At 51.9% G+C, this 16,312-nt stretch carries 16 protein-coding genes; 8 read left to right on the plus strand and 8 right to left on the minus strand.

The features are described 5' to 3' along the window. Nucleotides 1-7: 7 nt before the first annotated feature. The gene (locus I2H39_RS04000) at nucleotides 8-1,483 is read right to left on the minus strand and encodes a UbiD family decarboxylase (RefSeq protein ID WP_138305940.1); all 1,476 of its coding nucleotides are present in this window, start codon (nucleotides 1,481-1,483) and stop codon (nucleotides 8-10) included. 285 nt (nucleotides 1,484-1,768) lie between these two features. On the opposite strand from I2H39_RS04000, the gene I2H39_RS04005 reads away from it, so the two are divergent. Continuing rightward, nucleotides 1,769-2,647, plus strand: coding sequence for a LysR family transcriptional regulator (locus tag I2H39_RS04005; RefSeq protein WP_138305939.1), 879 nt, complete (start codon nucleotides 1,769-1,771; stop codon nucleotides 2,645-2,647). Nucleotides 2,648-2,722: 75 nt separating this feature from the next. Here I2H39_RS04005 and I2H39_RS04010 read toward each other — a convergent pair whose 3' ends face one another. Beyond that, nucleotides 2,723-3,475, minus strand: coding sequence for a cyclase family protein (locus I2H39_RS04010; RefSeq protein WP_138305938.1), 753 nt, complete (start codon nucleotides 3,473-3,475; stop codon nucleotides 2,723-2,725). A 125-nt stretch (nucleotides 3,476-3,600) separates the two neighbouring features. After that, nucleotides 3,601-5,115 carry a hypothetical protein gene (locus I2H39_RS04015; RefSeq protein ID WP_195625837.1) on the minus strand — a complete coding sequence of 505 codons (1,515 nt, stop codon included), beginning with the start codon at nucleotides 5,113-5,115 and terminating at the stop codon, nucleotides 3,601-3,603. Between the two features lie 268 nt (nucleotides 5,116-5,383). Here I2H39_RS04015 and I2H39_RS04020 point away from each other — a divergent pair, with 268 nt between their 5' ends. After that, nucleotides 5,384-6,118 carry an isochorismatase family protein gene (locus I2H39_RS04020; RefSeq protein ID WP_138305936.1) on the plus strand — a complete coding sequence of 245 codons (735 nt, stop codon included), beginning with the start codon at nucleotides 5,384-5,386 and terminating at the stop codon, nucleotides 6,116-6,118. 93 nt (nucleotides 6,119-6,211) lie between these two features. Then, nucleotides 6,212-7,597, plus strand: a complete 1,386-nt coding sequence (gene hydA / locus I2H39_RS04025; RefSeq protein ID WP_138305935.1) for a dihydropyrimidinase — start codon at nucleotides 6,212-6,214, stop codon at nucleotides 7,595-7,597. 90 nt (nucleotides 7,598-7,687) lie between these two features. Here hydA and I2H39_RS04030 read toward each other — a convergent pair whose 3' ends face one another. After that, a complete protein-coding gene (locus I2H39_RS04030; RefSeq protein ID WP_227146188.1) occupies nucleotides 7,688-7,987 on the minus strand; it encodes a hypothetical protein in 300 nt (99 codons plus the stop codon). Nucleotides 7,988-8,329: 342 nt separating this feature from the next. On the opposite strand from I2H39_RS04030, the gene I2H39_RS04035 reads away from it, so the two are divergent. The 3 genes from I2H39_RS04035 to I2H39_RS04045 are packed head-to-tail and all read left to right on the plus strand — an operon-like array spanning nucleotide 8,330 to nucleotide 11,166. Next, nucleotides 8,330-9,355, plus strand: a complete 1,026-nt coding sequence (locus I2H39_RS04035; protein WP_138305933.1) for a TRAP transporter substrate-binding protein — start codon at nucleotides 8,330-8,332, stop codon at nucleotides 9,353-9,355. A gap of 3 nt (nucleotides 9,356-9,358) precedes the next feature. Next, nucleotides 9,359-9,862, plus strand: coding sequence for a TRAP transporter small permease (locus tag I2H39_RS04040; protein WP_138305932.1), 504 nt, complete (start codon nucleotides 9,359-9,361; stop codon nucleotides 9,860-9,862). Then, nucleotides 9,859-11,166 carry a TRAP transporter large permease gene (locus I2H39_RS04045; RefSeq protein ID WP_138305931.1) on the plus strand — a complete coding sequence of 436 codons (1,308 nt, stop codon included), beginning with the start codon at nucleotides 9,859-9,861 and terminating at the stop codon, nucleotides 11,164-11,166. The genes I2H39_RS04040 and I2H39_RS04045 overlap by 4 nt, the downstream gene beginning before the upstream one ends. An 85-nt stretch (nucleotides 11,167-11,251) precedes the next feature. On the opposite strand, the gene I2H39_RS04050 is transcribed toward I2H39_RS04045, so the two are convergent. After that, nucleotides 11,252-12,460 carry a dicarboxylate/amino acid:cation symporter gene (locus I2H39_RS04050; protein WP_138305930.1) on the minus strand — a complete coding sequence of 403 codons (1,209 nt, stop codon included), beginning with the start codon at nucleotides 12,458-12,460 and terminating at the stop codon, nucleotides 11,252-11,254. 98 nt (nucleotides 12,461-12,558) lie between these two features. Then, nucleotides 12,559-12,843: a YciI family protein gene (locus tag I2H39_RS04055; RefSeq protein WP_138305929.1), complete on the minus strand. Its 285-nt coding sequence runs from the start codon at nucleotides 12,841-12,843 to the stop codon at nucleotides 12,559-12,561. 266 nt (nucleotides 12,844-13,109) lie between these two features. Between I2H39_RS04055 and I2H39_RS04060 the strand changes: the two genes are divergently transcribed. Next, nucleotides 13,110-13,385, plus strand: coding sequence for a CD3324 family protein (locus I2H39_RS04060; RefSeq protein WP_138305928.1), 276 nt, complete (start codon nucleotides 13,110-13,112; stop codon nucleotides 13,383-13,385). 188 nt (nucleotides 13,386-13,573) lie between these two features. Continuing rightward, nucleotides 13,574-14,146 (plus strand): DUF1062 domain-containing protein, encoded by a 573-nt coding sequence (locus I2H39_RS04065; protein WP_195625838.1) that lies wholly within the window; start codon nucleotides 13,574-13,576, stop codon nucleotides 14,144-14,146. Here the strand turns inward: I2H39_RS04065 and I2H39_RS04070 are convergent. Both I2H39_RS04070 and I2H39_RS04075 read right to left on the minus strand, forming a co-directional pair. After that, entirely contained in the window at nucleotides 14,124-14,681 is a 558-nt protein-coding gene (locus I2H39_RS04070; protein WP_330640975.1) for an NAD(P)H-dependent oxidoreductase subunit E, read from the minus strand. The genes I2H39_RS04065 and I2H39_RS04070 overlap by 23 nt on opposite strands. Before the next feature lie 85 nt (nucleotides 14,682-14,766). Next, entirely contained in the window at nucleotides 14,767-16,308 is a 1,542-nt protein-coding gene (locus I2H39_RS04075; RefSeq protein WP_227146186.1) for a DUF4454 domain-containing protein, read from the minus strand. Between the last annotated feature and the right edge of the window lie 4 nt (nucleotides 16,309-16,312).

Genomic DNA, 16,312 nt, shown 5'->3' on the forward strand with positions numbered 1-16,312 from the left:
TCTCCTGTTATCTCCCCGGCTGCTTCACCCATGCAGACGGGTCTAATTCCATAAACCTGGCCCTCACAAATCGGTCCTTCTGGTCAAAGGGGACCGTACAGTCAAAAATGGTCTTGCATGCAATGCCATGATCCCTTATGCTTGGGGAAAACCTGGGGTCATTGGACGGGTCCAGAGGATGGCATCTCACCCCCGGAATGGTGATGGTATCCACATCTCCCTGGAACCGTGTATTCATGGCCCAGAGTACGTCGTTCATATCAAAACAGTCCACATCCTCATCCACCAGGAAAATATGCTTAAGTTCGCTGAAAGCGGAAAACGCCAGAAGAGCTGCCTGCCTCTGTCTGCCTTCATCACTGGCTACAGATTTTTTAAACTGGAGCACTGCCATGTATTTCCCTCCCCCGGCGGAACAGCAGTATACATTCTGAAGCCTTCCCGGCATGGCCTTTTCCACCATACCAAATATGCTGGCCTCCGTTGGTATGCCGGCCATGGACACATGCTCCTCGCTGGGTCCTATACAGGTCTGCATGATGGGGCGCTCCCTGTGGGTGACGGCCTTGACCTTGATAAGCCAGCACTGGTCGCTGGCCGGTCCCGTGTAACCGGGAAACTCCGGCATGGCAAAGCCTGTATGGCTGTTCTGGTCCTCCTTAATTCTCACACCAGGAATGACCTCGCCCTCAATAACATATTCTGCATTGGCTATGGCCATCTCATCCACGGTCAGGCATCTGCACAGTTCCACCGGCTCTCCCCGCAGCGCTCCTGCCACTGACAATTCATCATACCCCAAAGGCGTGGTGGGCGGCTCAAAACAGGAACCAATCTCAATGGCCGGGTCCACGCCAATGCTGATGGAAATAGGCAGCCTGCGTCCCAGCTCCTCCGCTCTCTCCGCCATAGCGCCGATATGCCTGGCGCCCGGTGTAAAGAAAATAGACAGCTCATCCTTTCCCTGGATACAGAGCCTGTGGATGGTAACATCGTGGGCGCCTGTATCCGGGTGGGCTGCATAACACATTCCAAGCGTAATATACGGGCCTGCGTCATAGGGCGTGTTGGTTGGCGCCGGAACCAGCTTATACAGGTCAAACCCAGGTTCATCCGCCCGGTGCACCACCTGCTGGCAGACAGGCTCACTCTGACACATCACAGGCGGAACCGGCTTCTCCACACTGCGGCACAGCATCTTTCCCAAATCCTCCGGCTTGCAGTCCAAAAGGGCTGCCACACGTTTCCTGCTGGCCAGCACACCAATGGCAACGCTGGCATCCGGATGTCCCTTTACATTGTGAAAAATCATGGCAGGGCCTTCCCTGGTAGGCCGTTTTACCGTACCTCCTGCTCCTACATACCGGTACACACCTGATAATTGAGCCATGGGCTCTACTTCCACATCTGTCTCCAGAAGCTGCCCCGGCAGCTCTGCCAATAATTCCAGCGCGCTTCTCAAATCCCTGACTTTCTTTGACATATCAAAATCCCCTCTCCGGCTTATCCTGTCATCCGCCTTTTTTATTTTTTCAGCATTGGCTGGGATATTTCATGCATTGATAATCCATCCATGTCATTCCACCCCTGCGGTTCTGCTGTTACTCTATTTCACATCTTACTTGAAAAAGCCTGGAGAATCAATTCATCTTATGGTATAATTGTTTCCAAAATGGAATGAATCAACAAGCCAGCCGGAACATAAGGGAAACAGGTGCAAACCTTAATATGCCGTCCCCTATGTACCAGAAAGGAACGGACGACAGATATGACCTTTGAACAACTGGATTATTTTATTGCGGCCGCCCAGTGCGGCACCTTTTTAGACGCCGCGGAAACACTGCACATCAGCCAGTCCGCCCTGTCCAAACAAATCATGAAGCTGGAAAAGGAGCTGGATATCCAGCTTTGGGACAGAAGCCGGCGCTCCGCTGTCCTGACAGAGGCAGGGCGCATGTTTTACCAGGAAGCCCTGAACCTGTCAGGGGAATACAAAAAAGCCCTCCTTCGAATCAGTGAATTCAAGGAACAATCAAGTCAGAAGCTGTCCATCGGTACTCTTCCTATCCTGTCCCAGTACCATCTCACAGCCATGCTGAAGGATTTTGCAGACAGTCATCCGCAAATCCATCTCATGCTGGAGGAAGTTGAGGAACATGACCTGCTCAGGGGATTTTCCAACAATGCCTATGACTTCATCATCACCCGCAGCAATATGCTGGACAACAAAAACCATACCTTCCGGACGCTGGCAGAAGACAGGCTGGTTGCAATCCTTCCCGAAAACCACAGACTGGCCGGAAGGCCTGTCATTTCCCTGGATGATATTGCAGGGGAGGGATTCATACTAATGCATACCTACACGTCCATCTATGATTTCTGCATGGACCTGTTCCGTGAAGCAGGAATCCGGCCTCATCTGCTCCGCACGGCACGCATGGAATCCATCATCAGCGCCGTGGCTGTCCGTGAAGGCATCAGCCTGCTGCCGGAAGAAAATTTCAGGCTGTTCCAGTACCGGGACATTGTCTCTGTTCCCATTGATACTCCCCGCACGCTGTCCATCGGCATAGCCGGCAAAAAGCAGGGCCGGATATCATCCGCCATGGCCGAATTCCTCCGTTACGCCGACGGATATATACGATAATCCTGAGCCCTGCCAGTACCCTGCGCATCTGCCCTGCCGGTACCCTGCGCATCTGACCTTCCGCTGTCTATCTGTCTACTCCTGAACTACGGCCCACATGCGGACAGGCAGCCCTGTCGCCCCCTCAATGGGAGGAAATACGGCAAACACAATGGCTCCGGCCGCAGGCACCTGGTCCAGATTGCACATAACCTCCACCTGCAGCTTGCCCTTGTCCAGCAGATAGCGCTCGCAGGCCAGGTCCCCTGACCGGGCTGCCAGCACCGAGGCATCGGTGTCCAGGGTTTCATGCCCATTGGCGGCCGCATTCCGCACCTCATAGATATATCTCAGCGCCTCCATGGACCACCCCGGAAAATGCTCTCCGCCCTCCTGGTCATAATTGGAGATGGCATCCATATCCGGCCAGCGTCCGCTCCATCCGGTATACAGGGCCACAAACGCTCCATCCGGTATATCCCCGTACTCAGCCTCAAATTTCTTGATGTCCTCCACGGACACGGCGTATTCCGCATTTTCCTTCACCTTTTCAGAGATATCAATGACTACCAGCGGGAAAACCATGTCCCTGACGCCGTACTGCTCCGATAGTGCCTTCCCTTTGATAAAATGTCCCGGAAAATCAATGTGTGTACCGAACTGCCCGGGAAATTTGAAGGTCTGAATCAGGCATTCCAGTTCATTTCCCCAGTCATATACGGTTTTTGACAGTTCCACTGCCCCCTCCGGAATCCCTCCCCAGTACGGGCTGTCGTTGTTAAGCGGATGGGACAGCTCGACCCAGCGGTATGTTTTTAGCCTCTTTAAATCTTCCCATAACTGATACATATTCCGGTTCCTCCTGTGGTATTTTGTAATTCCAATGATTTCATTATAACCTGTACCCCGGGCCATTACAAGAAAAACAGGGTTCCGGATTGGAGTATATGATTCCCGCACAGGGTTATGCCAACCTATTGCTCCAATCTCATAATCAGCCGTTCCAGCACGGTTCTGACAGCCGCCGGGTCCTTCCGCCCCGGCGGCACTCTGCGCCATCCCTGTTCCAGGGTGATATAGGCTGCGCCGCAGAGTGTGGGTTCCCGGCACAGTCTGAATCCCTCACAGTCCATCTGGACCATCCAGGATGTGCCTCTGCACCAGCAGTTCATGGCCGGAAGCCGGATGTCATCATCCTCCGCCGCCAGAAACAAGCGGTAAGAGGGAAACGCATCCATACGCAGGGCTAATTCCCTGAGTCCTCTTGCATAATGGGCCGGCGAGACAACCACCTGTTTTTTTCCCAGAAGGGACAGACTGGTGCTGACAAAACATGTATCAGCCCTGTGCTCCATCTCACCCAGCTGCAGAATCTGGATAAATTCTCCCTGTCCGCCTGTCAGCTGGCTCTCCACCAGGTCCCGCAGCAGTCTGTTGATTTCTCTTAACCGGGAAGCCGCCGTGCCCGCTATCCCATTATCCCTCAGTATATCATCAAACAGCTGCTCCCCTGCACTCATGAAGGCCGGCGCCGGAAGATAGGAAAACAGTGTCTCTCCCGCACGTCCCTGCTCCCGCAGCATCCTGGCTGCTTCCGCGCCCAGTCCCATGGAAAGACTGTCAAACATGGGACGGCAGCTGGTAAGGACCATTTCCACCACATTCCTGTGCTGAAGTATGGAATATGCATCTGTATAGACAGTGGCGGAGGTCTGTTCCGGGGACATGGACATGCCTGCAATGCTCATGGCGTGTTCCAAAATAAAGAAGGAAAACCAGTAAATATTCTCATCATAATACTGATGGTAAAACCACCTGGCATTGCGGTGAAATATAAGAGGGCTGCACAGCTGAAAAAACGCCACGAACTTGTCAACCGATATGGAAAAATGCAGGGCCGCCTTGAAAACGAATCCCCGGTCCAGCAGCCGCACCATCCTGCTCACCCATTCCCTGGCATAGGCAGTGTCCTCCAGCAGCCATCCGGTCTGCTCCGAATCCACATAAAACAGCTCTCCCGGCGTCTCCATGGCCTCTGCAATCTCCAGAAGGTCGGAGATGGCCTGGCGCCTGCCCTCCCCGCTGGTGTATATGGCAATCTCCGCTGTGCAGAGTGCTTCGGCGCGGATGGTAAATGCCTTTGGCACGGTAAAATGCCGGTCATTCAGTACGCGGCAAAGCAGTTCTGCTGTTCCGGACGGCGTGCCCTCTTCTGATATGCTCCCCCCTTCCTCCTTCCCGGCTTCTCCCTTTGGCTCCTCCAGAGGCACCAGGGAGCGAAGCGCATCTGCCAGGGCCATGGGGTTCTGCTCCAGCAGCATACCGCACACCTCTTTAAAGTAAACGGATTTGGCGCTGAGCCGTCTGCTTCCGCTGCGCCATTTGCTCACAAGGCTGGCGTCCACGTGAAGCCTTCTGGCCAGGGACGCTGTGGACAGTCCCAGACGGTCCATCAGGTATCCCAGGGTGGATAATTTTCGTTCTGTCATGGAATCCTCCTCTCCGAAAACATCTGTCTGTCCCTCCAAACCGCTGACAGACAGCTGTCATGGTACCAGTACTGACAAAGAGGCCAAACCTCTTTTCAAACAGAAAAACCATTGTTATACTATAGACATATCAGCAAGATGCACAAAAGTCAAGAAATAATTAGAATGTTATTAGTTAAAATAACAATCTTTTTAATAGGTCTGGTCCGGAACAGACCTGGCAATCAGAACAACAAAACTGTATATCAAAGAAAGGGGTACACTATCCATGGCAGAGAATAAGGATTATAAATATGTAGACCACTATGATTTCAATGAGGAACTTCTGAAACAGGCATTTGCCGAGGCCCGCAAGATTTACAAGGAGCGCGGCTTCATGCGCAGGATGGGCTTTGGCAAGGCTCCCGCCATTACCACCGTGGATATGGCCAGGGCCTGGATGAGCGAGGGACATCCGTTCACCTGCGACCACTCCGAAGAGGTCTGCGCCAACGCCTTAAAGGTACTGGAAGCCGGCCGCAAGTCAGGCGTTCCCATCTTCCATACCACCACAGGATACATAGGCAAACAGCAGTGGGACCTTCCCCGCTGGGATGAGAAGATACCCATGAGTGCCCTGGATATCAATTCAGAATGGCTGGAAATCGACCCCAAGCTGAAACCGCGTCCAGAGGAGCCGGTCATCCATAAAAAATATGCTTCCAACTTCTTTGGAACCCATCTGGCCCAGACCCTTAATTTCCTGGGTGTGGACACGGTCATCGTTATGGGCGCCACCTCCTGTGCCTGCGTACGGCATACGGTCATGGACTCCACCGGATACGGCTTTAAGACCATTGTTCCGGAAGGCACTGTGGGCGACCGCGTTCCGGGCGTAATTGAATGGAACCTGTTTGACATGGAAGCCAAGTTCGCTGATGTGCTGCCGGTGGAAGAAGTCGTCAAATATCTGGAAGGAATCGATTCCAGTGTTTACACCAAGCACGAACGTCTGCTGGATTAATATTTAACCTGCCGGGCCAAGTTTTTCTAAATATGATACGCCGGTCCCCATGGTCCGGAATCGGCGTATCATAGGTCCATGAAAGGAGCTTATATGAGCCTTCTAATAAAAAATGGAACCATACTGACCGCCGCCAGTGAATTTACAGGTGATATCTATATCGAAGGGGAAACCATCTGCCAAATCGGGACGAATCTGAATGTAAACGCCAGCCAGACCATTGATGCTTCCGGAAAATACGTGATGCCGGGAGGCGTGGATGAACATGTACACTACGGTTCCTTTGGCGGACGCCTCTTTGAGACAGCCGAAGCAGCGGCGGCAGGCGGCACCACCACCATTGTGGATTTTGCCCCCCAGGAAAAAGACGTGCCTCTTCTGGACGCCATCAGGCGGCAGGCAGCCAAAGCAGAACACACCTCATCTGTGGACTTTGCATTCCATGCAGTCATCATGGACCCAAAGGAATCCGTATTTGAGGAAGTCAGGCATCTGCCGGAAGTGGGCGTGGCCACGCTGAAGCTTTTTATGGCATACAAAGGCACTGCATTTTACTGTGACGACGAAGCCATACTGAGCGCCATGATGAATGCAAAGGAGGCAGGCGTCACCATGATGGTCCACGCTGAAAATGCAGACATCATAACCATTCTGACCCGTTATTACCTCAGCCAGGGCAAAACTGCCCCGGTTTACCACTACTATGCCCGTCCTCCCATTGCAGAGGAGGAAGCCACGGGCAGGGCCATTGCCCTGGCAAAGACAGCGGACTGTCCTCTTTTCGTGGTTCATGTCAGCATACGTGAGGCCATGGAAGCCATCAGGGAAGCCCACAACGCAGGGTGGCCCATTTTCGGGGAAACCTGCACCCATTACCTGACCCTGACCACGGACTGCCTGGATAAACCGGGCTTTGAGGGCGCCAAATACATCTGCTCCCCGCCGCTGCGTCCCCAGGAACACGTGGATGCCCTGTGGCAGGCCGTGCGCGAGGGCTGGCTGACCGCGGTGGGGTCCGACCACTGCGCCCTGGACGGAGGATACGAGGGTGCAAAGAAAAAAGGCACCAATTTTTCCAATGTTCCCAACGGATGTCCCGGTGTGCAGGACCGGCTGGCGCTGCTGTGGACCTACGGCGTCTGCACAGGGAAGATTACCCGACAAAAGTTTGTGGAGCTGTTCGCCACCAATCCCGCCAAAGTGGTGGGTCTGCCCAACAAGGGAGAACTGCGTATAGGCGCTGATGCCGATGTGGTAATCTTTGACCCTGACTGGAAGGGAACCATCACCAACAAAGACAGCCTTCACGGCATTGACTATGAACCATTTGAAGGCTTTGAAATCCAGGGCCGGCCGGAGCAGGTCTTCCTGCGCGGCCGTCTGGCAGCCGAGAACGGCAGATTTGTAGGCCAACCCGGCATGGGGCGCTGGCAGAAATGCAAGCCCTATGGCCTGTGTTACGACTACTATCACAAATAAGCGTCCCCGCATATATCCATATGCATAAAAGGTGCGGCAGTATCACAGAAATTCCATGTGATGCTGCCGCACCCTTTTACGGCTCATTCCTTATTTCTTCTTCGGTTTCCTGTGAAGCTTCAGCTCAATGCCCTGTTCTCCTGCCTTTTCCCGTAAAAATCCCTCTGCCTGTTTTGCCTTTTCCTTTACGGACATCCCCTCCTCCTCTTCCAGCGCCAGAGCCTTCATCACATCCTTTATATCCTGCAGAGACAGCAGATTGACCGCCTGGCAGAAAAGGGTCTTCTTCCGCCCGTCATTATAATTCTCCAGCAATGTCTCCAGCTGCCGGGCCTTTTCCATCTGCTCCATATTATAACGCTCCACGCCCATTGTCTCCGCCCGTTTCATATCCCTAAACCGGTTGCGGTGTGTGATGAGGGAGTCAAATTCATCAATCCCTTCATATTTTTCACACGGAAAATCATGACACTGCCAGCAGTACTCAACTCCCGGATGCTGTAAGCTGCACCTTGCGATTGCACATGGCTGGTTGCCCTGTCCGCCACCTTTCCTGTTAATAATACGTTAAATCCCCGTTAAAATATTGTTAATACAATTATGGTTCAACGACAATAATTTACTCTTAAATATTAAAATTATCCAGTGATTATACACAATTTTGTCGATATAATAAAACCAGTTACATGTTCTGCAGACATTGACATAAGCAAATAAAGAGAGGGATTGGAAATGGTGAGTAATTTACTGAAAAAGCTTGGAATCGCAGCCGTGGCCGGTGCTGTCATGGTTTCGGCTTCCGGATGCAGCTCTGTCTCCTCAGGCAAACGGATTATCCGGGTGTCCCACGCACAGTCGGAAACCCATCCTGAGCACCTGGGGATGCTGGCATTTAAGGAATATGTGGAAGAACGTCTGGGCGACAAGTATGAGGTCCAGATATTTCCCAACGAAATACTGGGTTCTGCCCAGAAGGCAATCGAGCTTACACAAACAGGAGCAATTGACTTTGTAATCGCAGGTACGGCAAATCTGGAGACATTTGCGGATGTCTATGAGATTTTCAGCATGCCCTATCTGTTTGACTCCGAGCAGGTCTACCGGTCCGTAATGGAAGACACGGATTATATGGAGCATATATACAAATCTACGGACGAGGCCGGTTTCAGGGTGGTAACCTGGTACAATGCGGGAACACGAAATTTTTACGCCAAGACACCCATTAATACCCCCGAGGATTTAAAGGGTAAAAAAATACGTGTACAGCAGAGCCCGGCCAGTGTGGATATGGTCAACGCCTTTGGCGCGGCCGCTGCGCCCATGGGCTTTGGCGAGGTATATACAGCCATTCAGCAGGGCGTCATAGACGGAGCTGAGAACAATGAGCTGGCCCTGACCAACAACAAGCACGGTGAAGTAGCCAAGTACTATACATACAACAGACATCAGATGGTCCCTGACATGCTGGTTGCCAACCTTAAATTCCTGAACGGCTTAAGTCCTGAGGAATTCAAGGTATTCAAGGAGGCTGCGGCCCTTTCCACAGAGGTGGAATTAGTGGAATGGGATAAAAGCATAGAGGAGGCAAAGCAGATTGCAGCCAATGATATGGGCGTAACCTTCATCGACACGGATGTGGAGGCCTTCAAGGCAAAGGTACTGCCCCTGCACCAGAAAATGCTGGAAAACAACCCGAAAATCCGGGAATTTTACGAATATATCCAGACAGTCAATGATTCCATGAAAGGAGGCGCCTAAACCATGGACAAAATGCATAAAGTAAGGGCAGCCATCATGAAGATGCTGGGTGTGGTCATAACCCTCCTGTTCATCCTTATGACCCTGGTGGGCACCTATCAGATTGTGACGCGTTATTTCTTCAACCGGCCCAGCACCATATCCGAGGAGCTTCTCACCTACTCCTTTACCTGGATGTCGCTTCTGGCCTCCGCCTATGTATTCGGCAAAAGGGACCACATGAGGATGGGCTTCATGGCGGACAAGCTGACCGGCCCGGCCCGCCGGTATCTGGAGGTTTTCATAGATGCACTCAGCTTCTTTTTTGCAGCCATAGTCATGGTATACGGCGGTATCTCCATCACCAGGCTGACTATGATACAGATTACGGCGTCCCTGCGTATTTCTATGGGATGGATTTACATCATTGTTCCCATTGCAGGCCTGCTGATTATGATATTCAGCGCCATGAATGCAGTGGATATGCTGCACAAAGATTTCAGTGAACCAGGGGAGGCAAAGGTATGAGTATAGCAGTATTTTGTGGTCTTGTGATTTTCGTTCTGCTGGCAGTGATGCTGCTGGCAGGTGTTCCCATCGCCATTGCCCTGGCGGTATCCTCCATCTGCGCCATTCTTCCGGTGCTGAACCTGGGGGCTTCCGTACTCACGGGCGCACAGCGGATTTTCTCAGGCATCTCCGTATTCAGCCTGCTGGCCATTCCCTTTTTTATCCTGGCCGGCAATATCATGAACAAGGGAGGCATTGCCATCCGCCTCATCAATTTTGCCAAGCTGTTTACCGGCAATATTCCCGGAGCCCTGGCCCACACCAACGCAGTGGCCAACATGCTCTTTGGAGCCATCTCCGGTTCCGGTACAGCTGCTGCTTCTGCCATGGGTTCCATTATCGGCCCGATTGAGGAGGAAGAGGGGTATGACAGGGACTTTTCCGCGGCAGCCAACATTGCCACAGCTCCCACCGGTCTTCTGATTCCTCCCAGCAATGTAATGATTACCTTTTCCCTTGTCAGCGGAGGCACCTCCGTGGCAGCCCTTTTCATGGCGGGCTATATTCCGGGCATACTCTGGGGCCTTGCATGCATGGTGGTCATTTACTTCTTTGCCAGAAAGAGAGGATACCGCAGCACCAAACGTTATACCGGCTCTGAGAAGGTAAAAGTATTCTTCCAGGCCATACCGTGCCTGTTCATGATTATCGTGGTCATCGGCGGCATCATTTCCGGTATTTTCACCGCCACCGAGGGAAGCGTGGTAGCCGTGGTATACAGCATGGTCCTGTCCATCTTCTTCTACAAATCCATCAGGTTCAGCGAGCTTCCCAGGATTTTCCTGGACAGCGCCGAGATGACAGGCATCATCATCTTCCTTATCGGCGTATCCAGCATCATGAGCTGGGTCATGGCCTTTACCGGCATTCCCACCGCTGTATCGGAAGCCATGCTGGGAATCAGCACCAACCGCTACGTGATACTGTTCATCATCAACATCCTGCTGCTGATTGTGGGAACCTTTATGGACATGACGCCTGCCTGCCTTATCTTTACCCCTATTTTTCTTCCTATCTGCCAGGCGCTGGGCATGAACACCATCCACTTTGGCATCATGATGATATTCAACCTGTGCATCGGCACCATCACGCCCCCTGTGGGTACTACCCTTTTCGTGGGCGTAAAGGTGGGAAAGACTAAGATAGAACAGGTAATCCGCCCCCTGCTCTACTACTTTGGCGCCATTTTCATCGTGCTGATGCTGGTATCCTATATACCGCAGCTGTCACTGTGGCTGCCAGGGCTTATGGGTTATGTATAAATGCGATTAGATGCATAAAGGAATGGCAGGGCTGTGATACGATACCACAGCCCTGCCATTCTTTTTATCCTGATAAACCTCAGGCTTACACCCTCTTTAACCTTTTATCCTCCAGATGGGATACTATCACTGCACAGGCAGCATCCCCTGTTATATTTACCGTGGTACGTCCCATGTCAAACAGACGGTCAATACCTGCCACAAGGGCAATGCCCTCCACAGGAAGCCCTACGCTCTGAAGCACCATGGCCAGCATAATCATACCTGAGCCAGGTACGCCGGCCGTTCCGATGGAGGCCAGGACAGCGGTCAGTATAATGACAATCTGCTGGGACAGGGTCAGGTTAATGCCGTAGCAGGAGGCAATGAACACAGCGCACACACCCTGGTAAATGGCGGTTCCGTCCATATTGATGGTGGCGCCCAGGGGAAGCACAAAGCTGGCAACCTCCTTTTTAGCCCCTAACTTCTCCGCACACTCCAGATTAAGAGGAAGGGCGCCCACAGAGGATGCGCTGGAAAATGCCATTATCATGGCCGGAGCCATACCCTTGAAAAACGTAAGCGGACCAATGCCTGCCAGGGTTTTCACGGTCAGTGAATATACCAGAGAAGCATGGAGTATGTACCCGATATAAGCCACCAGAAGCACAAAGGCCAGGCTGCCCAGTATCTGAGGTCCGTTGGCAGCCACCACAGGCGTAATCAGGCAGAACACGCCGATGGGACTCAGCTTGATGATAAAGGACATAACCGCGATGGACACTTCATTGGCGCTCTCCACGAAGTTGCCAAACACCTCGCCTTTCTTTCCAGCCACAATGGTTCCAAAGCCAAAGAGCAGGGCCACTACGATTACCTGAAGCATGGATGCCTCGGCCATGGGCTGGATGATGTTGCTTGGAAAAATGCCAATCAGGGTCTGGATGAAACTGGGAGTCTCTGTGGCAGTGTACTCCAGGGAACTGGTGGACAGCACCGGAAACCCCTTCTTGAACAGGTTTGCCACCACCAGTCCCAGGGTAACTGCAAAAAAGGTAGTGCCCATATAATAAATGACGGTCTTGCCTCCAATGCTTCCCACCTTCTTAATATCCTTCATGGAAATAACACCGTTCATGATAGAGAACAAGACAATGGGGACAACGATGAATTTCAGCAGGTTCAGAAACAGGGTTCCAAAGGGCTTAATGTAAATCTCTGCAATGTCCGGCCGGCTCATCAACAGCATACCTGCCACAATACCTAATGCCAATCCGGTGAAAATCCATAGTGCAAGTGGTTTCTTTTTCATACGCACAATTCCCCTTTTTTAGTATTTTTGCATAAATGCAATTCTAATTATAACACATTCTTAGCGCCATTACTACTAAATACCAAAAAAGTAAAAAATTAACAATCCCAGGCGTTGTTTATATAATGAACGTCAAACTCAGCCACCCTGTATTCCTGTATACCATGGACAAAAAGCGGTTCATGGTCCAGGTATGCCTGCAAAGCGTCTGCATCCTCCACCCTCATAATGGATATGCCGCCGCTCATATCTGCCTTCAGACCGGACATGAAGGTCATTCCCCGCTCCATCGCTGCCCGGGTATAGGCCATATGCTCGTTCATGATGCCGTCCGTCATCCTGCCGGCGTCTATTATATTTCCTTCCACTAAAAAATACTTCATACTTTTTGTCTCCTGTTCTGTTTTTAATTGTTCCTTCCTGGCTCAAACTTATTTATAAAAAGAAAATAAGGCATACATTCTTTGACTGATATGTTATACTATAAAAATCAAAGTATCTGAAAAGGAGGGTTGCCGGCTTATGCTTAATCCTATCGTTACCGCTGCATAGCAAAGGCTGCTGCAGCTGTACCATAATCCAGTCATGATGGAACATGGCCTTACATAGCCTTTGCTTTCCCGCTTAAAATAAATCACAGGAGAGCAACATGAGCTATCAAAAAGCGGACCGTATCCTGCCCCGCGAACTGCTGGAGCAAGTACAGGAATACGTGGACGGCGCGCTGATATATATACCGAAGACAGCCGGAAATAAAAAGTGCTGGGGCGAGGGGACATCCACCCGCGAAGAGCTCCGTCTTCGGAATCAACAGATTTACAGTGATTATCTGTCCGGCGCAAGTACGGACGAGCTGTCCTCCCTATACTGTCTGTCAGTTAAAAGCATACAGAGAATCATAGGACAGGAAAAGAAAGGCAAATAGACAGAGCAACCCGGACCGATGCGAATCAATCGTATCGGTCCGGGCTTTTTATATCCCATCTTTCCATTGCATGTCTCAACTTTATTTATCAAAAAAGGATGAGGTTGGTATCAGCCTGCCCGGATGATACACTTGTTACTGCACCGGATATCAGGCGGTATTCCAAAGACACAGGAAAGGATATTTACATGAAAGATATCAAATGGACCATACGGTACGACAGGCCTCCTGCACCGCTAAGGTATTGTAAAAAATGCAATACCAGGCAGGAATTCGTAAGCTCCGGACAATTCCGGGTCAATGCCCAGGGGAAATACCTGGACATCTGGCTGATTTATAAATGTTCCTGCTGCAGCTCCACCTGGAACGCAGCCATCTATTCCCGCATAACCCCCGGAAGCCTTCCTCCCGGACTGCTCTCCCGCTTTCACGAGAACGACCCCTCCCTGGTCTTAAAATACTCCATGGACACTGTTTTTCTCCGTCAAAACGGCGCCTCAATACGGCTTCCCCTATACCACGCAGAAGGTGAGGTCTTCGGTCTGGACGGTCCGGCCGCCGTCACTCTATGGATTGATAACCCGTACCCGCTTCCCATACGGGTCCACACTATCTTAAAAGACAGGCTGCACCTGTCACAGCGCAGCCTGGACCTTCTGGCTGACAGCGGCAGGATTCGGTGTGACGATGGCCGGGAACTGAAAAAAAGCAGGACTGAAAGCCATATAAAGCTTATCATCACCGGTGTTTCAGTTCCCTGAGTATACCTTCTGCATCCAGACCGGAACACATACGGCCGTCCACCATGACATTTGGCGCCTTTCTGCAGTTTTTCAGGCAGTTCCTGGTCCTGAGACAGACGGCACCGTCTTCCGATATACCGCTTTTTCCCACGCCCAGTCTCTTTTTCAGTTCATCCAGGACTGCCAGACTGCCCTTTGCAGCGCAGTTTCTGCCGGTACAGAGTACAATCTCATGGGCATAGGGAGCTGTCTTTAAACTGGGATACCGCTTACATATGGCCTGTATCATGGATTCCCGGACCCCGGCAGCCTCAGCTGCCTGCTCCAGCACAAAAGGGCTGATACAGCCATAAACCTCCTGCAGCTCCCTCAGCAGCTCCACTATAGTCTCCTGTGAGGAGCGCTCCGGCAGCCCCCGGTAATAATCCAGAATCTCCCTCATCCGTTCATCCTGTCCAACGTCTATACTGCCGTCACGGCAATCACCGCCTCTGTGATAACCGCTGTCATGGCAATCAGCGCCACCCCGGGCGTCATTTTCATTTATCTCCATACGCAAAAACCTCGCTTCCAGTATATCATTGGGCTTTTGGGACGGATTTTATTCACAGAAACCAGTTTTTATGCATCTTTCAACTTCAATCCCCCAGATAATAGATAGCGGTAAAGTGTCCTCTTGCATTGTAACAGAGACGGTTGCCCATCAGCTGCCTGCCGATAATCCGACCGGTTTCCTGGTCCCCCGGACCGCTGAAAATATCCCGCTGGTGCTGCGAAGCCCTCAGAAGTTCGGTATCTGCTCCTGCGACAGCCCCCTTAAGGATATAGATATCTCCCCGGTAAACCGGCTTCATCACGGTATCCCGGCTGGTCTGCCACAGGTGGTATTCACCGGTATTGTAATCCAGCCGGATTCCTGTACCGGTCCCCTGTCCTTCTTCCTCCTCCTTACCCCGGAGCAGGAACCCATAAGACGTATCTTCCTGGCTGGGATTCAGCGTCAGTATCTGGCTTCTGCCTGTAAGCTCATCCAGCGTCACCTCCGCCTGGCCGCCCTCCATGACAGTCTGAAGCTGCTCCCTGGTAATGGAGGCCGGAACCAATATTTCCCCCGGCACAACATGGTATGCTCCCATATCCCTGGCAAGGGTCAGGTCAACGCTCAGCCCCGTCTCGTCATACTGTCCCAGGTAAGACAGATAGGGAGCCGGAGGAAGGTCCTCCAACCCATACTGCCTCTGTCCGTCCAGCTTATCCCTGTCCGTGTCATTTTCCATTTTCTGTATCAGGGAAATGTTCCCGGCCTCCACATCCGACAGAGTGGAATCAGAAAAAGCGTCAGGGGCAATGACTCCCCTGTACCATCTTTTTTCAGAAAAATACCGGCTCAGCACGTCGGATTTAAACTGCCTGCCGTTAGCTGCATATATCTCATTCCGAAGAAGCCACAAATCCTCTGTTGGCCACAGGCATAGGTCTGCCCTGGACAAATAGCGGGAAAACACATCCGGAAAAGTCAGACTGTCCTCAAACAGATAATAATCCCCTGCCAGTCCTCCCTCCCCCTTCACCGAAATACGGGGGTCCGAAGAATCATCCAGGGCAAATACAATGGTATAGGTAAGGGCAGGAACCCGCGGTACCTCCTCCATGGTTTCCGGAGTTATCACATATGTCTTTTTTCCCTGCTCCGTCAGGATTTCAGCGCTTCTCAAGCTGTCATAATAGCTGGTGTGCATCTCATCCGGCAGGGTGAACACGCATTGCAGGCGTTCTGATTCCCAGCCATCCTCCGTGATTCCAAAGGACAGGCCGCACCGTATGTCTCCCGCCTTAAAGAAACGGCCGGTTATAAGCTGGTTTCCGGTTTCCAGGTTCTGTACCGCCCTGACAGCGGTTCCCTTTTTTTCCGTTCCTGCCTCATCTTCCGGCCCTGCTTTCCCTGCCGGACCCGCACCGCCTGCGTCCTCCTGCGCACTGTTTCCCCCGTTCCCGGACCCCCGGGGAAATCCCTGTGCCGGTTCCATGTCCTGACGGTGTTCAGAAGAACTGGCAGCCTGTTCCCGGGCGGTTCCAGCGTCCTCCGTATTTGTCTGCCCTGTATCCTTCATCCGGCAGGATGTCAAAACCAGCATGGCCATGGCGGCCCATCCTGCCCTGTATATCTGTTTCCTAATCACGTAA

The organism is Clostridium sp. 1001283B150225_161107_B6 (assembly GCF_015556325.1).
In the GTDB taxonomy this organism is placed as follows: Bacteria; Bacillota; Clostridia; order Lachnospirales; family Lachnospiraceae; genus Enterocloster.

Coding starts and splice junctions, on each gene's coding strand:
- I2H39_RS04040 (WP_138305932.1), top strand. CDS start 9,359: ATGGACAAAATGCATAAAGTAAGGGCAGCCATCATGAAGATGCTGGGT.
- I2H39_RS04015 (WP_195625837.1), bottom strand. CDS start 5,115: ATGACAGAACGAAAATTATCCACCCTGGGATACCTGATGGACCGTCTG.
- I2H39_RS04045 (WP_138305931.1), top strand. CDS start 9,859: ATGAGTATAGCAGTATTTTGTGGTCTTGTGATTTTCGTTCTGCTGGCA.
- I2H39_RS04000 (WP_138305940.1), bottom strand. CDS start 1,483: ATGTCAAAGAAAGTCAGGGATTTGAGAAGCGCGCTGGAATTATTGGCA.
- I2H39_RS04065 (WP_195625838.1), top strand. CDS start 13,574: ATGAAAGATATCAAATGGACCATACGGTACGACAGGCCTCCTGCACCG.
- I2H39_RS04020 (WP_138305936.1), top strand. CDS start 5,384: ATGGCAGAGAATAAGGATTATAAATATGTAGACCACTATGATTTCAAT.
- hydA (WP_138305935.1), top strand. CDS start 6,212: ATGAGCCTTCTAATAAAAAATGGAACCATACTGACCGCCGCCAGTGAA.
- I2H39_RS04030 (WP_227146188.1), bottom strand. CDS start 7,987: ATGAAACGGGCGGAGACAATGGGCGTGGAGCGTTATAATATGGAGCAG.
- I2H39_RS04050 (WP_138305930.1), bottom strand. CDS start 12,460: ATGAAAAAGAAACCACTTGCACTATGGATTTTCACCGGATTGGCATTA.
- I2H39_RS04005 (WP_138305939.1), top strand. CDS start 1,769: ATGACCTTTGAACAACTGGATTATTTTATTGCGGCCGCCCAGTGCGGC.
- I2H39_RS04070 (WP_330640975.1), bottom strand. CDS start 14,681: ATGGAGATAAATGAAAATGACGCCCGGGGTGGCGCTGATTGCCATGAC.
- I2H39_RS04060 (WP_138305928.1), top strand. CDS start 13,110: ATGAGCTATCAAAAAGCGGACCGTATCCTGCCCCGCGAACTGCTGGAG.
- I2H39_RS04035 (WP_138305933.1), top strand. CDS start 8,330: ATGGTGAGTAATTTACTGAAAAAGCTTGGAATCGCAGCCGTGGCCGGT.
- I2H39_RS04055 (WP_138305929.1), bottom strand. CDS start 12,843: ATGAAGTATTTTTTAGTGGAAGGAAATATAATAGACGCCGGCAGGATG.
- I2H39_RS04010 (WP_138305938.1), bottom strand. CDS start 3,475: ATGTATCAGTTATGGGAAGATTTAAAGAGGCTAAAAACATACCGCTGG.